This window comes from Frigoribacterium endophyticum (assembly GCF_011759585.1).
GTDB classification, from domain to species: Bacteria; Actinomycetota; Actinomycetes; order Actinomycetales; family Microbacteriaceae; genus Frigoribacterium; species Frigoribacterium endophyticum.
This window is the reverse complement of the sequence record NZ_JAAOYV010000003.1, coordinates 81,488-97,560: the sequence shown is the minus strand read 5'-3', so window position 1 is coordinate 97,560 and position 16,073 is coordinate 81,488. Positions and strand designations below refer to the sequence as shown.

Annotated in this window: 11 protein-coding genes; 4 read left to right on the top strand and 7 right to left on the bottom strand. The window is 72.5% G+C overall.

What is annotated here, in order from left to right; all coding sequences use genetic code 11:
• Nucleotides 1-54 precede the first annotated feature (54 nt).
• Nucleotides 55-2,853 carry a hypothetical protein gene (locus tag FHR77_RS14870; protein ID WP_167261585.1) on the top strand — a complete coding sequence of 933 codons (2,799 nt, stop codon included), beginning with the start codon at nt 55-57 and terminating at the stop codon, nt 2,851-2,853.
• A gap of 163 nt (nt 2,854-3,016) precedes the next feature.
• Entirely contained in the window at nt 3,017-3,562 is a 546-nt protein-coding gene (locus tag FHR77_RS14865; protein ID WP_341777406.1) for a pilus assembly protein CpaE, read from the top strand.
• Between the two features lie 188 nt (nt 3,563-3,750).
• Here FHR77_RS14865 and FHR77_RS14860 read toward each other — a convergent pair whose 3' ends face one another.
• The 5 genes from FHR77_RS14860 to dnaK form a co-directional block, all read right to left on the bottom strand.
• Nucleotides 3,751-4,860, bottom strand: a complete 1,110-nt coding sequence (locus FHR77_RS14860) for a methyltransferase (protein ID WP_167261583.1) — start codon at nt 4,858-4,860, stop codon at nt 3,751-3,753.
• 201 nt (nt 4,861-5,061) lie between these two features.
• On the bottom strand, nt 5,062-5,499 hold the full coding sequence (locus FHR77_RS14855; protein WP_167261581.1) for a heat shock protein transcriptional repressor HspR: 438 nt from the start codon (nt 5,497-5,499) through the stop codon (nt 5,062-5,064).
• Between the two features lie 108 nt (nt 5,500-5,607).
• Nucleotides 5,608-6,615, bottom strand: coding sequence for a DnaJ C-terminal domain-containing protein (locus FHR77_RS14850; RefSeq protein WP_167261579.1), 1,008 nt, complete (start codon nt 6,613-6,615; stop codon nt 5,608-5,610).
• Nucleotides 6,616-6,756: 141 nt separating this feature from the next.
• On the bottom strand, nt 6,757-7,437 hold the full coding sequence (locus FHR77_RS14845; protein ID WP_243861930.1) for a nucleotide exchange factor GrpE: 681 nt from the start codon (nt 7,435-7,437) through the stop codon (nt 6,757-6,759).
• 8 nt (nt 7,438-7,445) lie between these two features.
• The gene (gene dnaK / locus FHR77_RS14840; protein ID WP_167261576.1) at nt 7,446-9,323 is read right to left on the bottom strand and encodes a molecular chaperone DnaK; all 1,878 of its coding nucleotides are present in this window, start codon (nt 9,321-9,323) and stop codon (nt 7,446-7,448) included.
• Nucleotides 9,324-9,538: 215 nt separating this feature from the next.
• Between dnaK and FHR77_RS14835 the strand changes: the two genes are divergently transcribed.
• A complete protein-coding gene (locus FHR77_RS14835) occupies nt 9,539-10,927 on the top strand; it encodes an MFS transporter (protein ID WP_167261574.1) in 1,389 nt (462 codons plus the stop codon).
• A gap of 94 nt (nt 10,928-11,021) precedes the next feature.
• Complete coding sequence (locus tag FHR77_RS14830) at nt 11,022-13,754, top strand: hypothetical protein (RefSeq protein WP_167261573.1); 2,733 nt, start codon at nt 11,022-11,024, stop codon at nt 13,752-13,754.
• Between the two features lie 119 nt (nt 13,755-13,873).
• Here FHR77_RS14830 and FHR77_RS16240 read toward each other — a convergent pair whose 3' ends face one another.
• Both FHR77_RS16240 and FHR77_RS14820 read right to left on the bottom strand, forming a co-directional pair.
• Nucleotides 13,874-15,055, bottom strand: a complete 1,182-nt coding sequence (locus FHR77_RS16240) for an LCP family glycopolymer transferase (protein ID WP_167261571.1) — start codon at nt 15,053-15,055, stop codon at nt 13,874-13,876.
• Nucleotides 15,052-16,035 carry a DsbA family protein gene (locus FHR77_RS14820; protein WP_167261569.1) on the bottom strand — a complete coding sequence of 328 codons (984 nt, stop codon included), beginning with the start codon at nt 16,033-16,035 and terminating at the stop codon, nt 15,052-15,054. The genes FHR77_RS16240 and FHR77_RS14820 overlap by 4 nt, the downstream gene beginning before the upstream one ends.
• Nucleotides 16,036-16,073 lie beyond the last annotated feature (38 nt).

The following is a 16,073-nucleotide window of genomic DNA, read 5'->3' as shown; positions in this document are numbered from 1 at the left end:
ATCAGGATCGCGGCCAGCTCTGTCGGTGCCGCCCGACCAGGAAGAACTCACTACATGAAGAAGAAACTGATAGCCGCCGGGGCGGCCGGGCTCACCGTGGCCACGGTCGTCACCGGCCTGAGCTTCGGGGCGACGGCGTTCTCGGCGTCACCGGCGACGACCCCCTCGTTCCCGACCCAGGCGTCGGGCCCGTCCGCCAGCACGGAGGACGTCAGCGATCCCCGTGTGACCGATGAAGAGCTCGGGTCCGGGAGGGCGTCGGGACAGCCTTCCACCGCCACGCGGCTCTCCCCGGCGTCGACGACCTACAAGCTCATCCTCCGCAGCTCTGCGACGCGGTTCTACGCCTTCGTCCTTGACAGGAGCCTCCGGATGAACTTCGGGCAGTACTCGTCCCTGACAGCAGCCCAGGCCGCGGCGTCCGACCTGTCTGCGTCACAGAACAGCAACGGCACGTTCAGGCTCAGTTCCGCCGCGGGGTGCTTGTTCTTCGCCATCTCCTCGGATGATCCGGACGGAGAAGGCCCCGCGGGCGACACGCCCAACGGAACGCGCTTCCTCGCCCCCACGACCGGATCGTCGAATTGTGCCCAGTTCACGCTTCGCTCTGACGGCACCCTGCACGCCTCTGGCTTCGGCGCGAACGGCCCCCTGGGTCGGATCGGCGGGGGCACCTCCTACGGCATCAACCAAGCGGGCATCGGGCTCGGATCTCCCGGCTGGCAGGCCGTCGGCGACCTGACCCCCGTCACTCCCGTCACGCAGATCGCCGCGACCGTCACGTCCGTCGACCACCTCGACCGGACTGCCGTGATCTCCGGCACGGCCACGCCGGGAGCTCGCGTGGAGATCGGCGACTCGTGGGTCGACGCTGACGCCACGACAGGGGCGTTCGCGGTGACCGTCATCGGTCTGACGAACGGCACCAACCCCCTCACCGTCATCCAGAAGATCGGCGGCGTCCAGGCCGGGGACTCGTTCCCGATAACGGTGACCATCGTCGAGGGCGGCACGATCGTGCCGGTGCCTCAGCCCGGCGTCGAGCTGGTGCGCGGTGAGACCACCTCCGTGCCGTTCGTCGTGCAGCTGAACGAGGCGCGCAGCGCTGTCACGGGCACGACCACCGTGACCGCTCCTGCGGGCACCACCTTCGCCCCCGGTCAGACCACCATCGCCGCGTCGTGGCGCCCCGGCAGCACCGGAGCCTGGAACCCGGCAGCCAACGTCAACCTCACGGGTGGCGTCCTCAACGCGGACCGCACCCAGATGACCTTCGACCTCGGGCCGACTTCAGGGAGCCACTCCTCCGGTCAGCAGTGGCGTTACCTGTTCGACGTCGAGACGCCCCTGGTCGCGGCCGCCGGCTCGTCGTCGATGGGCTACGTCTTCGCCGGCTCTACGCCGGGCAACCCCTTCCGCGCCGTCGGCAGCACTCCCACCACCATCGAGGTCAACGAGCAGCCCACGGTCGCGAGCGTCGTCTCGGTCGACCCGATCGCCAAGACCGCCGTCGTCTCGGGCACCGCCACCCCCGGCGCCACCATCACCATCGGTGACCAGGAAGCCGTCGTCCAGGACGACGGCAACTGGAGCATGACCGTCGAGGGCCTGCAGGTCGGCTCGAACCAGCTCGTCGTGCAGCAGAGCATCGCCGGTGAGGACTACGGCGGCCCCGTCACGCTCGACGCGGTCGTCGCCGCCCTCACCACCAGCCTCGGCGCGAACGACGTCACCGTGACGTCGGAGGCCGACGGCTGGTTCACCGAGGGCACCGAGGGCACCGTCACGATCACCACCCAGACGGGCACCAGCCCCACCGGTGCCACCGTCCGCCCGGGCGAGTCGCTCTCCTGGACCACCACGCTGCCCGAGGGCTTCGAGGCGGGCGACCTGCCCGCCACCGAGACCGTCGACGGCTGGACCACCGAGCACGTCGTCGCCACCGACTCCGAGGGTCGCCAGACCGTCGAGGTCAAGGTCACCAACGCCTCGACCGAGAACCGCGAGTACGCCGCCGCCGGCGACATCACCTTCCCGGTCGTCTCGACGGGCAAGCCCGCCGCCGACGGCACGATCACCACGGTGTTCACGCCGCCGACCAGCTACACCTCGTCGGCTCCCGAAGCGTCGACGGTCGCCAAGGCGCCCCGGCCCCTGACGGCCACGGTCGCGCAGCGCAACGACATCGCCCAGACCGTCGTCGTCACCGGCAGCGGCACGCCCGGCCAGCAGGTCACTATCGGTGACGTCACCGAGACGATCCGGCCCGACGGCAGCTACGAGATCACCGCGCCCTTCACGGGCACCGGCGACCTCGAGGTCACCGTCAGCCAGGAGATCGGCGGCACCGTCCACGACGAGGCCACGGTCGAGTTCACCTCGGTCGAGGGCGGCACGCTCGTCGGCGTGCAGCAGACCCGCGTCAACCTGCCGCGCAACACGACCTCGATCATCCCGATCGTCGTCCAGAACAACGAGGCCCGCGAGGCCGCGACCGGCACCGTGACCTTCACCGCCCCGAAGGACACGATCTTCCAGGACGGCCTCACCGTCCTCGGCGAGCGCCGCACCGGCACCGCCGGCGGCTGGGAGAGCGACGCGTCGCTCGACCTGACCGGCGGCGTCATCAGCGAGAACGGCACGAAGATCACCTACCAGCTGCCCGCCCGAGCCATCCCGGCCGAGCAGCAGCTGCGCTACCTCGTCGAGGTGTTCACCTCGCGCACCGCGTCGGCCGGCAACCGCCAGCTCGACTACACCTACGAGGGCACCAGCTCCATCGGTGACTTCCGCGCCACCGGCAGCACCATCGGCCGCGTCGCCTCCATCGACCCCTCCGCCATCCGCGAGTAGTCGACCGGCGACATCAGCACCACAGCACCACAGCACCACAGCACCACCGATCCACCGATCCACCAGCACCAGGCGACCGCCCTGGTCACCGCCCCGCCTGCGCGGGTGCGGCGGGCGGGGCGGTTCGTCGCTCGCTGCCAGACGGGCGGGGCAGGATGAGCGCATGATCGACGTCGACCTCGCCCGCCGCCTCCGAGACGCCGGGCTCCGCTGGCGCCCCTCCCCCGGCGACCGCTTCGTCGTCGAGCGGCTCGTCGACAGCGACGAGGGTGACGGAGTCGGTGACGTCTTCACCCTCAGCGACATGACCATCGAGGCCCACGAGCACCCCACCGGCACCGTGCTCGGGTTCAACGGCACGACCGAGTGGGCCCTCGACTCCGTCGCCGCCGACGACGCCCTCTGGCTGCCCCGCGAAGACCAGCTCCGCGAGCTGCTCGGCAGCACCTTCGTCTCGCTCACGCGCGTGCTCGTCGACGGCGAGCCCCTCGCCTACCGCGTCACCGTCGCCCTCGACGGCGCTGCGGCCACCGGGCCCGACTCCGTGCACGTCGCCGCCGACCCCGAGACGGCCTACGCCCACGCGCTCCTCGCCTACGTCGACGCGTCGCTCCGCCTCGACGACTCTGAGGAGGCCGATGAGCCCAGCACCGACGGCCTCCGCGGCCCCGACGCCGAGCTCGACGGCGACGGCGACGCGGCGAACTGATCGCAGCACGGATCACCTCGGTGCCATCGAGGTGACTCTTCCTGGGCCCTCCGCCCCGAGCAGGGCCCAGGAAGAGTCACTTCAATCACTGCCGCCTCGCGTCAGTTGCCACTTCGGGGGGCTCACGGGCGTTCAGAGGCCACCCAAGACGGCAACTGACGAGAGAAGCAGGACGAGAAGAAGCAGGCTCAGCGGCGGGTGGACACCGTCACGGTGAACTTCGGCCCGCGCGAGACCTGACGCGTCGGCCCGACGGTGCGCTCGAGCGCGCTGCGGTAGCCGAGGTGCGAGTTCCAGACGCACCAGAGCTCCCCGCCCGGCTCGAGCAGACGCGCGGCCGCGGCGAAGAGCTTGTGCGCGAGGCCGGCGTGCACGGTGGCGCCGACGTGGAACGGCGGGTTGAGCAGCACCAGGCCGGCGGAGCCTGCGGGCAGGGAGGCTCCTGCGTCGTCACGCCGCGACTCCACCCGGTCACCGACGCCGGTCGCGTCGGCCGTCGCGCGCGCCGACGCCACGGCGGCCGCCGACTGGTCGGTCGCGACGACGTGTGCCTCGGGGTGCGCGAGCGCCCAGGAGGCGGCGAGCACGCCCGTTCCGCACCCGAGATCGACCACGTGCGACGCCTCGGGCGCCCCGACGGCCAGCGCCTCCAGCAGCCCTCGGGTGCCGACGTCGATCGACGCCCCCGCGAAGGCGGCGCCGTGCGCGACGACGACGAGGTCGCCCTCGCGGGAGGAGCGCGGCCAGCTCGGCGACGCGGCCGGCCGCGGGGCCGAGGCCGTCAGCACCCGCGACTTCTGCCGTGCGAGCCCCGCCCTGACCTCGCCGAAGTGGCGACGCAGCACGTCGTTCATCGCGGTCGTCATGTGCTTGACGCGACCGCCCGCGAAGACCTGCACCTCGGGGTGCGCGTGCGCGGCGACCAGCTCGGCGATCTCGTCGAGCGCGTCGAGGCCGCGGGGCAGCTGGAGCACGACGACCCGCGCCCCCTCGACGAGCGAGGCGTCGAGGGGCAGCGACCGCCAAGCGGCGTCGCTGCCGAGCGCGGCGGCGTTCGCGGCGAGGGCCAGCTCGCCCGAGAGGGCGTCCTGGTGCACGCGGAGCTCGTGCGGGCCGATCAGGGCGGCGGCTCCGAGGGTGAGGGCTCCGTAGCGGTCGCCGATGATCGTGACGTGCTCCGGGTGGGCGACCAGCGCCTCCTGCGCGGTGTCGAGGAGGAGGCGGTCGGTCGCGTCGTGCGCGACCAGCTCGGGGGCCTCGACGTCGGGCCACCGGCGGAGCTGCTCGAAGTCGATCACCGGACGAGGCTACCGGCCACGCCGAGTGGTCACGAACGGCTGCTCAGCGATGCGGGACGAGCAGTTCGTGACCACTCGCCACGCCGACGGGGGACTAGCGGGTGCGGCGGGTTCCCGTCCTCGTGGGCGGGTGAGCGCTGACCCGCCCAGAGGGACGGGGACCCGCCGCACCGCGCCCACCTCACGGGCACGGGCACGGGGCTACTGCAGGGGCCGCCAGACGACGACCGAGGTCTGCCGCGTGGGGCGCGTGCCGTGGCGGAGCGGCACGACGCCGCTCTCGCCCGCCGCGAACACGCGCGCCCCCGGCCGGGTGACCAGCTCGTCGGCCAGCGCCCGCTCGAGCTCACGGACCCGCGATTGCAGCGCCGTCACCTGGTTCTCGAGCTCGAGGATGCGCTTGACGCCCTCGAGCGAGACTCCCTCGCCGCCGAGCCTCGCGATCTCGCGCAGCTGCACGACGTCGCGCATCGAGTAGCGCCGCGACTTGCCGGCCGTGCGCTGCGGCACCACGAGCCCGAGACGGTCGTACTGCCGCAGCGTCTGGGCGTGCATGCCCGCGAGCTCGGCCGCCATCGCGATCGCGAAGACGGGCGAGTGCTCGTCGAGGGGCCACTGCCCCGCGTCCTGTCTCGCCATCGTCGTCCCCTCCTGCTCGTGGTGCTGGTGCCGGGCCTGCTGGTGCCGGGCCTGCTGCTGGTGCCGGTGCTGCTGGCCCTGCTGGTGCCGGGCCTGGTGCTGCCGAGGCTAGCCCCGGGCCCGCGCGATCAGGTCGTCGCGCGGGTTCTCGGCCGGCAGCGCCGCCGCCAGCGCCTCGACGGCCTCGCGGGCCGCGTCGCTGAGGTGGCTCGGCACGGCCACCTGCACGGTGGCTAGCAGGTCGCCGGTGCCGGTCTTCGTCGAGACGCCGCGCCCCTTGACGCGCAGCACGCGACCGGACGGCGTGCCGGGCGCGACGCGCAGCCGCACGGGCTCGCCGCCGAGCGTCGGCACCTCGATGGTCGCGCCGAGCGCGGCCTCCGTGAAGGTGACGGGCACGTCGAGGCGCAGGTTCGCACCGTCGAGCTCGAACACCGGGTGCGGGCGCACGGCGATGGTGAGCACCATGTCGCCGGGCTCGCCGCCGTCGGGGCTGGACTCCCCGCGACCGCGGAGCCGGATCTTCTGGCCGTCGTGCACGCCGGCGGGGATGCGCACCTTCATCGGCTTGCCGTTCGACGCCTGCAGCGAGATGGTCTCGCCGACGACGGCGGTCTGGAAGTCGAGCGTCGTCGTGGCCGTCATGTCGCGGCCCTTCTGCGGGCCGCCGAAGCCGCGGTAGCCGCCGCTCGTCTGGCCGAACCCGCCGCCGCTGCCGCCGAACATGCCGCCGAAGATGTCCTCGAAGCCGCCGCCACCGCCGCCGCCCTGACGGAACTGCGGGCGCTGGCCACCGCCTCCGGACATGCCGCCGAAGACGTCCTCGAAGCCGCCGCCACCGCCTCCGGGGCCGCCGCTGCCCGCGGTGAAGCGCGCGCCCGAGCCCATGGCCCTGACCTGGTCGTACTCCTTGCGCTGCTCCGGGTCGGAGAGCACCGAGTTCGCCTCGCTGATCTCCTTGAACTTCGCCTCGGCCGCGGCGTCGCCCGGGTTGCTGTCGGGGTGGTACTTCCGCGCCAGCTTCCGGTAGACCTTCTTGAGCTCGGCCGGGGTGACGTCCTTGGAGACGCCGAGGATCGCGTAGAAGTCCTTGTCGAACCAGTCCTGACTCGCCATCGGGCACCTCCTCTCTTGCGTGTGTCCGGTGGCACGGCCACCGGAGGAAAGAACGGGGGAGGCGGTGGGCCCCTCGTCGAGGAGCCCACCGCCCGTCGCGACTCGCGTCGCGGTCACGGCTCGCGCCGTGGAGGTGCAGGGCTACTGCGGGGTGTGGACGGCCACCTTGGCGGCCCGGATGACCCGGTCGCCGATCTTGTAGCCCGGCTCGATCACGTCGGCGACGGTGTTGACCGTCACGTCGGGGTTCGGCAGCTGCACGAGCGCGTCGTGCATCGTCGGGTCGAAGACCTCGCCCGCCGCGCCGACCTGCGTGAGGCCGAACTTGTCGAGCCCCCCGCGGATCTTCTGCGCGATGACCGTCATCGGGCCCTCGGCGAGGTCGCCGTGCTTCTCGGCGCGGACGAGGTCGTCGAGCGCGGGCAGCAGCGAGCGGATGACCTCGGCGACGACGGCCTCGCGGTTCGCCTCACGGTCGCGCTCGACGCGCTTGCGGAAGTTGACCAGCTCGGCCTGGGCCCGCAGCATGTCCTGCCGCATGTCGGCGACGAGGTCGGTGCTGGCCTGGTCGAGGATGGCCTCGTCGTCGGCGCTGAGGGGCTCGGCCCCGGCGGCGCCCTCGGCGGCCATCTGCTCGGCCGCGGCGGCCGCGCCCTCCGGCGCCTCGGCGCCCGCGGGCACCTCGACGTCGGGGGCCTCGGCCTCGACCAGGTCGTCGGCGCCGTCGACCGCGGCGGTGCCGCCGTCCTCCGACGGCACCCCCGCGCTGGCCTCGGGGCGGACGGGCTCCTCGTCGGGAGCGCGGTTCTGCTCGTCAGTCATCGGTCGACCTACTTCTTGTCGTTCTCGTCGTCGTCCACGACCTCGGCGTCGACGATGTCCTCGTCGTCACCGGAGGCCTGGCCGTCGGCGGGTGCGCCCTCGGCGCCGGCGGCGCCGGCGGCGGCCTCGTCGGCCTGGCCCTGCGAGTAGATCGCCTGGCCGAGCTTCGACTGGCTCTCGTTCAGCTTGTCGAACGCGGGCTTGATCGCCGAGTCGTCGTCGCCGGCGAGGGCGGTCTTCAGCGCGTCGACGTCGGCCTGGACCTCGGACTTGACGTCGGCGGGCAGCTTCTCGTCGTTCTCCTTGATCAGCTTCTCGATCGAGTAGACGAGCTGCTCGGCGTTGTTGCGGACCTCGTTGGCCTCGCGACGCGCCTTGTCTTCTGCAGCGTGCTCCTCCGCCTCGCGGACCATGCGCTCGATGTCGTCCTTCGACAGCGACGAGCCGCCGGAGATGACCATCGACTGCTCCTTGCCCGTCCCCTTGTCCTTCGCGGAGACGTGGACGATGCCGTTGGCGTCGATGTCGAAGGTGACCTCGATCTGCGGGACGCCGCGGGGGGCCGGCGCGATGCCGGTCAGCTCGAAGGTGCCGAGGTTCTTGTTGTCGCGGGTGAACTCACGCTCGCCCTGGAAGACCTGGATCGCGACGGACGGCTGATTGTCGTCGGCCGTGGTGAAGGTCTCGCTGCGCTTGGTCGGGATGGCCGTGTTGCGCTCGATGAGCTTGGTCATCGCGCCGCCCTTGGTCTCGATGCCGAGGCTCAGCGGGGTGACGTCGATCAGCAGGACGTCCTTGCGCTCGCCCTTCAGCACGCCGGCCTGGAGGGCCGCGCCGACGGCGACGACCTCGTCCGGGTTGACGCCCTTGTTGGGCTCCTGGCCGCCGGTCAGCTGCTTGACGACCTCGCTGACGGCGGGCATGCGGGTGGAGCCGCCGACGAGCACGACGTGCGCGATGTCGGAGACCGCGACCCCCGCCTCCTTGATGACGTCGTTGAAGGGCTTCTTGGTGCGCTCGAGGAGGTCGCTCGTCCACTGCTCGAACTGCGAGCGGGAGATGGTCTCGTCGAGGTTGAGGGGGCCGTCGGCGGTGAGCGTCAGGTAGGGCAGCTGGATGCTGGTCGAGGTGCTCGACGAGAGCTCCTTCTTGGCCTGCTCCGCCGCCTCCTTCAGGCGCTGCTTCGCGATCTTGTCGGTCGAGAGGTCGACGCCGTTCTGGCTCTTGAACTTCTCGATCAGGTGCTCGACGATCCGGTTGTCCCAGTCGTCGCCGCCTAGGCGGTTGTCGCCCGAGGTGCTGCGCACCTGGATGGTGGAGAAGTCGTCGTCCTTGCCCACCTCGAGGAGGGAGACGTCGAAGGTGCCGCCGCCGAGGTCGAAGACGAGGATGAGCTCGTCCTCCTTGCCCTTGTCGAGGCCGTAGGCGAGGGCCGCGGCGGTGGGCTCGTTGATGATGCGGAGCACGTTGAGGCCCGCGATCTCGCCGGCCTCCTTCGTCGCCTGGCGCTCGGAGTCGTTGAAGTACGCGGGCACGGTGATGACCGCGTCGGTGACGTCCTCACCGAGGTACTGCTCGGCGTCGCGCTTCAGCTTGCCGAGGATGCGAGCCGAGATCTCTTGAGGGGTGTACTTCTTGTCGTCGATCTCGACCGTCCAGTCGGTGCCGACGTGGCGCTTGACCGACGCGATGGTGCGGTCGACGTTGGTGACGTTCTGGCGCTTCGCGGTCTCGCCGACGAGCACTTCTCCGTCTTTCGTGAAGGCGACGACCGAGGGGGTCGTGCGGAGGCCCTCGGCGTTCGCGATGACGGTGGGCTCGCCGCCCTCGAGGACGCTGACGACCGAGTTGGTGGTTCCGAGGTCGATTCCTACTGCACGGGCCATGTGCTGTTCTCCTTCGTGGTGCGGGTCTTGCGGGGAAGTCAGGGGGCCGACCCTTGAGTCGGCCAGGCTCAACTTTACTCACGCTCGTCGCGAGGTCAAGCCAGCCAGCTGAGAGTTGAGCGTGCATGACTCAAGATGACGCCGGGACGGGGGACGAGGAGGCGCGGTGCCGGTCACGAGATCGCCGGACACCCGTGCCCACTAGGTTGACCCCCATGACCGCCGCGCCGCCGCTCGCCGCCACCCCCGCGATCCCCCGTCGCCGGGTCGTCTCGTGGGCCCTCTGGGACTGGGGCTCGGCCGCGTTCAACGCGGTCGTCACCTCGTTCGTCTTCAGCACCTACCTCGCGAGCGGCGCCTTCGTCGACCCGTCGATCGTGGCCGCCGCGGGCGACGACGCCCGGAACCCCGGCCTCGTGCTCGCGAAGGCCGACAACGCGACGGTGATCTCGACGGCGCTGACGATCGCGGGCGTGCTGATCGCGCTGCTCGCGCCGGTGCTCGGGCAGCGCAGCGACGGCTCGGGCAAGCGGAAGCTCTGGCTCGGCGTCAACACCGCGCTCGTGGTGGTCGCCATGGCGGCGATGGTCTTCGTGGCCCCGGCCCCCGCCTACCTCGTCGCCGGCGCCGCCCTGCTGGCCGCGGGCAACATCTTCTTCGAGTTCGCGAGCGTCAGCTACAACGCGATGCTCGTGCAGGTCTCCACGCGCGAGACGATCGGCAAGGTCTCCGGCTTCGGCTGGGGGCTCGGCTACGTCGGCGGCATCGTGCTGCTCGTCCTCCTGCTCGTCGCCTTCCTGCAGAGCTTCGGCGTGGACGGCCGCGGCGGGCTGTTCGGCGTCCCGACCGGCACCGAGGGAGGCGCGTGGGACGTCCGTCTCTCGATCGTCGTCGCCGCCTTCTGGTTCGCGGTCTTCGCGGTGCCCGTGCTGGTGGCCGTGCCCGAGCCCCCGGTCTCGACCCGCGACTCCGGCCCGCGCGTGGGGCTGATCGGCTCGTACCGGGTGCTCGGCGCGACGATCGCGAAGCTCTGGCGCACGAACCGGCAGGTGCTGATGTTCCTGGTCGCCAGCGCCGTGTTCCGCGACGGGCTCGCGGCGGTGTTCACCTTCGGTGCGATCATCGCGGCGCAGGTGTTCGGCTTCTCGCCGAGCGAGGTCATCTACTTCGCCGTGGGGGCGAACCTCGTCGCGGGCATCGGCACCTTCGTCGGCGGCTGGCTCGACGACCGGCTGGGAGCCAAGGCGATCATCGTCGGGTCGCTCGCTGGCCTCGTGCTCGCGGCGTTCGGGGTGCTCGCGATCGGGACGACCGCCCCCCTCTTCTGGGTGCTCGGGCTGGCGCTCGCGCTCTTCGTCGGGCCCATCCAGTCGTCGAGCCGCTCCTTCCTCGCGCGGGTCACGCCGCCCGGGCGCGAGGGCGAGATCTTCGGGCTGTACGCGACGACGGGGCGGGCCGTGAGCTTCCTCGCGCCGGGGCTCTTCACGCTGTTCGTGTCGGCCACGGGCGACACCCGGTACGGGATCATCGGCATCGCGCTCGTGCTGCTCGCCGGGCTGCTGCTGATGCTGCCGGTGAAGGCGGTGCAGCGCTCGATCGACTGACGCTGCGCATGCGCCTCGCGCTCACGACCTCGGATGTAAGATATCGGACGGCCGCCCCGATCGGTCTTCCCTTTCCCTCCATCCGGAAGAAGACATGAGCACGATCAGAACCGGCCTCACCACGGTGGGCCTCGCGGCCCTCGCGGTCGGCGCCTTCAACCCCGCCGGGGCACTCGCGGCCCCCGCCGCCGCGACCGACCCCGACCGGGCCTCGGCCGTGTCGCAGCCGGCGGCCTCCGCCTCCCCCACCGCCCCTCGCATCGCCTTCGTCGAACCAGGCGACGACGGTGAGCTCGCGGTCGCCGGCCTGGCGCCGGGCGCCCGGCTCGCCGGGATCGTCGTCGAGGGAGGTGGCCGCTACAGCGCCGCCGTCTGGGACGACCGCTTCGCCACGTCGGTCGAACTCGCCGACCTGGGCAAGCCGGCCACGCTGATCTCGTCCACGCCACAGGGCCGGGTCGAGGTCGAGTTCGTCCTCGACCTGCAGCACGCGGAGGGCGAGGACCGAGCCCCCGGCACGCCCGTCGTCCACGCGGTGAGCCAGTACGACGACGACCACCTCGTGATCGAGGGCACCGTGGCGCACGGGGCCGGCCTCTTCTCCAAGACCGAGGTGTGGGCCAGCAGATCGGGTATGTCGTGGGACTTCCCGTCCGAGAACGGCGCCTTCTCGCTCCTGGTGCCCGTCTCGCGTGCTGGCGAGACCCTCGACGTGACGGCCTACTACCGAGGCCACGCCAGCGAGTCGACGCCGGTCGAGCTCGTCCCCACGGAGCGCAACACGGCGTCTGACGCCCACCCGCTCGAGCTCGCCTCCCCCGCGCAGGGCGCGGTCGTCGCGGACCCGGCGCCGACCTTCACCGGCACGGGCATCCCCAACTCGCAGATCGTCGTGACCCGCGACGGCGAGACCGCCCGCAGCACGGCGACCCTCTGCGAGACGCGCGTCGCCGTCACCGGCGACTGGAACTGCACCTCGGCCGCGCTGCCCGCCGGCAGCTACGAGACGACCGTCACCGAGACTCCCACCTGGAAGTCGGCTCCGACGCAGCGTGCCGGGGCGGCGTTCTCCGTCGTCGCGGACCTGCTGCCCGGCGAGATGGCCGCCACTCCACAGCTGAGCTCCGTCCAGCTCGACAACACGGGCGAACTCGCCGTCCGGGTGATCGCCCACAACGCCAGTCGACTGAGCATGACCATCGACGGCGAGGAGGTCGAGACACTGGAGCGAAACACCCACGGCCGCTTCATCTTCCACGTCGACCCCGCACTGCTGGGGGAGACCGCCGTCTTCACCGGCCTCCGCCGCGGCGTGGAGAGCCCTCCGCTCGAGACGCCGCTGACGCTGCTCGAGGCACCGGCAGGCGCACCCCTCCAGGCCCCCCTCGTGCACGAGGTGGCGGAGCGCGACGACGACACGTTCACGATCTACGCCACGACGAGCTATTTCCCTGACGAGTTCCTCGTCCCGGGCATCATCGCGAAGGTGGACGACACGTTCGTCAGCTCGTCTGCGAACTCCTTGAACGGTGCCATGTTCATCCACCTGGACTCCGAGCACGCGGGCGAGGTGGTCGACCTCTACACGGTCCGCGGAGACGGCCTGCTGTCCCCCGTCACGACCGTCACGCTCGTTGAGACGGAGGGCAACACCGCCCCCGAGGTCTTCCCGCTCGACGTCGTGTCACCGAAGGAGGGCGAGACCGTCGGGGCCGACACCCGGACGTTCAGCGGTGAGGGCATCCCCGGCTCGCGCATCCTCCTCGCGGGAGACGACCTGACGAGGTCCGCGTCCCTGGGGAGCACCTCCGTCCTCGCCGATGGCACGTGGACGGCCGAGATCGCGGCGCCGCTGGCCACGGGAGAACAGACCGTGACCGTGACGGAGACCCCGTACTGGGAGAACCTCGACCCGATCGTGTCGACCCGATCGTTCGTGGTCGCGGAGGACGGCGGCGAGGAGACCCCCGCACCGGCCGCACCCGTGACGATCAGCACCCCGGCCGACGTCACCACCGGCTACACCGCGAACGAGGCCTTCACCTTCACCGGCACCGCCGAGCCCGGCAGCACCCTCACCGTCACCAACGCCAAGGGCCTCAGCCTCGGCACCGCCGTCGAGGTCAACTCCGACGGCGACTGGACCTGGACCCGCAGCAACATGGGCTCCTACACCTGGACCATGGACTTCACCACCGACGCCGGGACCGACCGCGCCCAGTCGACCCGCCTGACCGGGTTCGCACCCCGCCAGGCCCAGACCGCGCCCGTCACGATCGACACCCCCGCCGACGTCGCCACCGGCTACACCCCCGACACCGCGTTCACCTTCGGCGGCACCGCCGAGCCCGGCGCCGAGATCACCGTCACCAACGCCAAGGGCCTCAGCCTCGGCACCGCCGTCGAGACCAACTCCGACGGCGACTGGACCTGGACCCGCAGCAACATGGGCTCCTACACCTGGACCATGATCTTCACCGCCGACGCCGGGACCGACCGACAGCAGGCCGCGACCCTCGCCGGGTTCGCACCCCGCGCCTCCACCATCGCACCCGTCGTCGTCACCGGCCCCGCCGACACCACCACCGGCTACACCCCGAACGAGGCCTTCACGTTCACCGGCACCGCCGAGCCCGGCAGCACCCTCACCGTCACCAACGCCAGGGGCCTCAGCCTCGGCACCGCCGTCGAGGTCAACGACGACGGCGACTGGACCTGGACCCGCAGCAACATGGGCTCCTACACCTGGACCATCCTCTTCACCACCCACGCCGACACCGACGACCAGCAGCAGACCCGCCTCACCGGCTTCGCACCCCGAAGCTGACCCACCGGCACCACAACACAAAGCACCGACACCGCACCACCCGCACCACCACGAGGCCCCCCGCAGCACCAGCTGCAGGGGGCCTCGCCCGTCCTCCCGCACCGGTCGGGCCCCGGACGTCAGGGCGCCGACACAGCCCGCCCGTCGAGCCACGCACCGACCTCGTCGGCCCGGAGGGCGTCGCCGAGCGACCGCACCCCCTCCGGGTCGAGCGAGACGTAGGACTGGCCGTCGTCGGAGACTCCTCCGCCCGCGGTCGGCACCGTCGCGGTGCGGATGCCGGACGGCGACAGGTCGCGGAGCCCCCAGCCGATCTCGACGAGCCGCCGCGGCGTCAGGCCCGGGTCGACGGCGAGGTGCTCGGTGGCCACGCCGACGAAGCCGCTCACCGCCACCGGGTCGCTGAGCGTGCCCCGGTCGAGCAGCCCGCTCACGAGCCCGCGGACGAAGGCCTGCTGGTTGCGCGCCCGCTGGTGGTCGGCGTCGGCGAAGGGCGCCCGGGCCCGCACGAAGTCGAGCGCCCGGTCGCCGGCGAGGTGGTTCACGCCCGCGTCGAAGTCGTGGCCGCCGGCCGAGAACGAGCGCTCGGAGACGACGTCGACCCCGCCGAGCGCCTCGCTCATGCCGGCGAAGCCCTCGAAGCCGACCGTCGCGACGTGGTCGACCCGCACTCCGAGCAGGGCCTCGACCGTCTCGACGACCAGCGGCACCCCGCCCCAGGCGTGGGCGGCGTTGATCTTGGCGGAGCCGTGGCCGGGCACGTCGACCCACGAGTCGCGCAGCACGGAGAGCACCACCACCTCGCTGCGGTCGGCCGGGACGCGCACGAGCATCACGGTGTCGGTGCGGGAGGCGGGGGTCGCGACGCCCGGAGCGGCGTCGGTCGGCGACGTGCCGGCCGAGTCGGTGCCGAGCAGCAGGACGGTGAGGGCGCCGCTCTCGTCGACCGGCGGCCGTCCGAGCTCGGAGGGGAACGCCCGGTCGATGGTCGTCGCCCGGTCGTCGAAGGTCGATACCAGGTGCGCGGCGAACCCCGCGACCACGAGGGCGACGACGGTCGGCACGCCGACCAGCACGGCCGCGGCCGCGGCGAGCGCGGTGGCCCAGGGGCGGCGCGGCGGACGCGGAGCCCGACCGGTGCGCGGCACCCGGGGCGCGCGGGCTGCCCGGGGCGCGCGGGGTGCACGGGCGGCGCGGGGTGCACGGGGTGCGCGGGCGACGCGGGGCGCGCGGGGTGCACGGGCGGCGCCGGCGGCGCGGGCGGCGCGGGCAGCCCGCGCCGCCCGGCGCGACCCGCTCACCGGGTCACCTGCTCGGCCGCGTAGGCGTCGCCCAGCACGGTGGTGACGAACTCGGGGAAGGTCTGCTGCGACGCGTCGAACAGCTCGCCGTTGACGAGCACGGTCGGCGTGCCGCGGAGCGACTCGAGGTCGTCGGTCGGCAGCGGCCCCGCGAAGGCCCGGGCCGTGGCGGCGCCGACCCAGGGCACGAAGCGCCGCTCGTCGACGCACTCGGCGAGCGCGGCGGCGTCGCCGACCCCGTCGAGGCCCGTGACGAGGGCGGCGAGCTGCTCGTCGGTCAGGCCGCGGTCGCCGGGGGCCGGCTGGGCGAGGAAGAGCGTGTCGGAGGCGCGCCAGAACTGGTCGGGCGACAGGTCGGCCACGCACAGGGCCGCCCCCGCCGCGCGCGACGCGTAGCGGGCCCCGCGCGACGAGCCGTCGGTGATCGCGACGGGGTGCACGCGGACGGTCGCGGCCCCGGTCGTGACGAGCTGCTCGAGGTAGGCGGCGTTCTCGAGCTCGAACTCCTTGCAGGCGGGGCAGTGGTAGTCGACCCAGACCACGACGTCGGCGACGTCGCGGGCCGCCGGGGCCGGCTCGACCGAGGGCGCCTCCCCCGCGGGGCGCGGGGTGCTGCGCTCGACGAGCATGCCCGTGCCCACGCGCACCCCGTCGTCGGCGACGTTCGCCGGCACGGCCGTCGCGGGGGCCGGGCCGACCGCGGTCACGAGGGCCAGGGCCGCGGCGGTGACGAGCGCGACCCCGCCGGCGAGGACGCCGGTGCGCACGAGCAGCGTCCCGCCCCGCTCACGACGCTGCTCGCGGAGGCGCACCTCGCGCGCCTTGGCCCGGAGCGCCTCGCGCCGGGCGGCGTGGCTGCCTCGTCGGGCGCTCGGGCCCCGGGGAGTCGCGGTGCCGGCAGCGCGGTCGGGCTGCGGGCCCTTCCGAGGGTCGGGTCGGACGTCGGGAAGAGGGTCGGGGTGCGGGTTCTCGCCGGGCATGAGGGCCTTCCAGGAGCGGATCGATCCTCACATCGTAT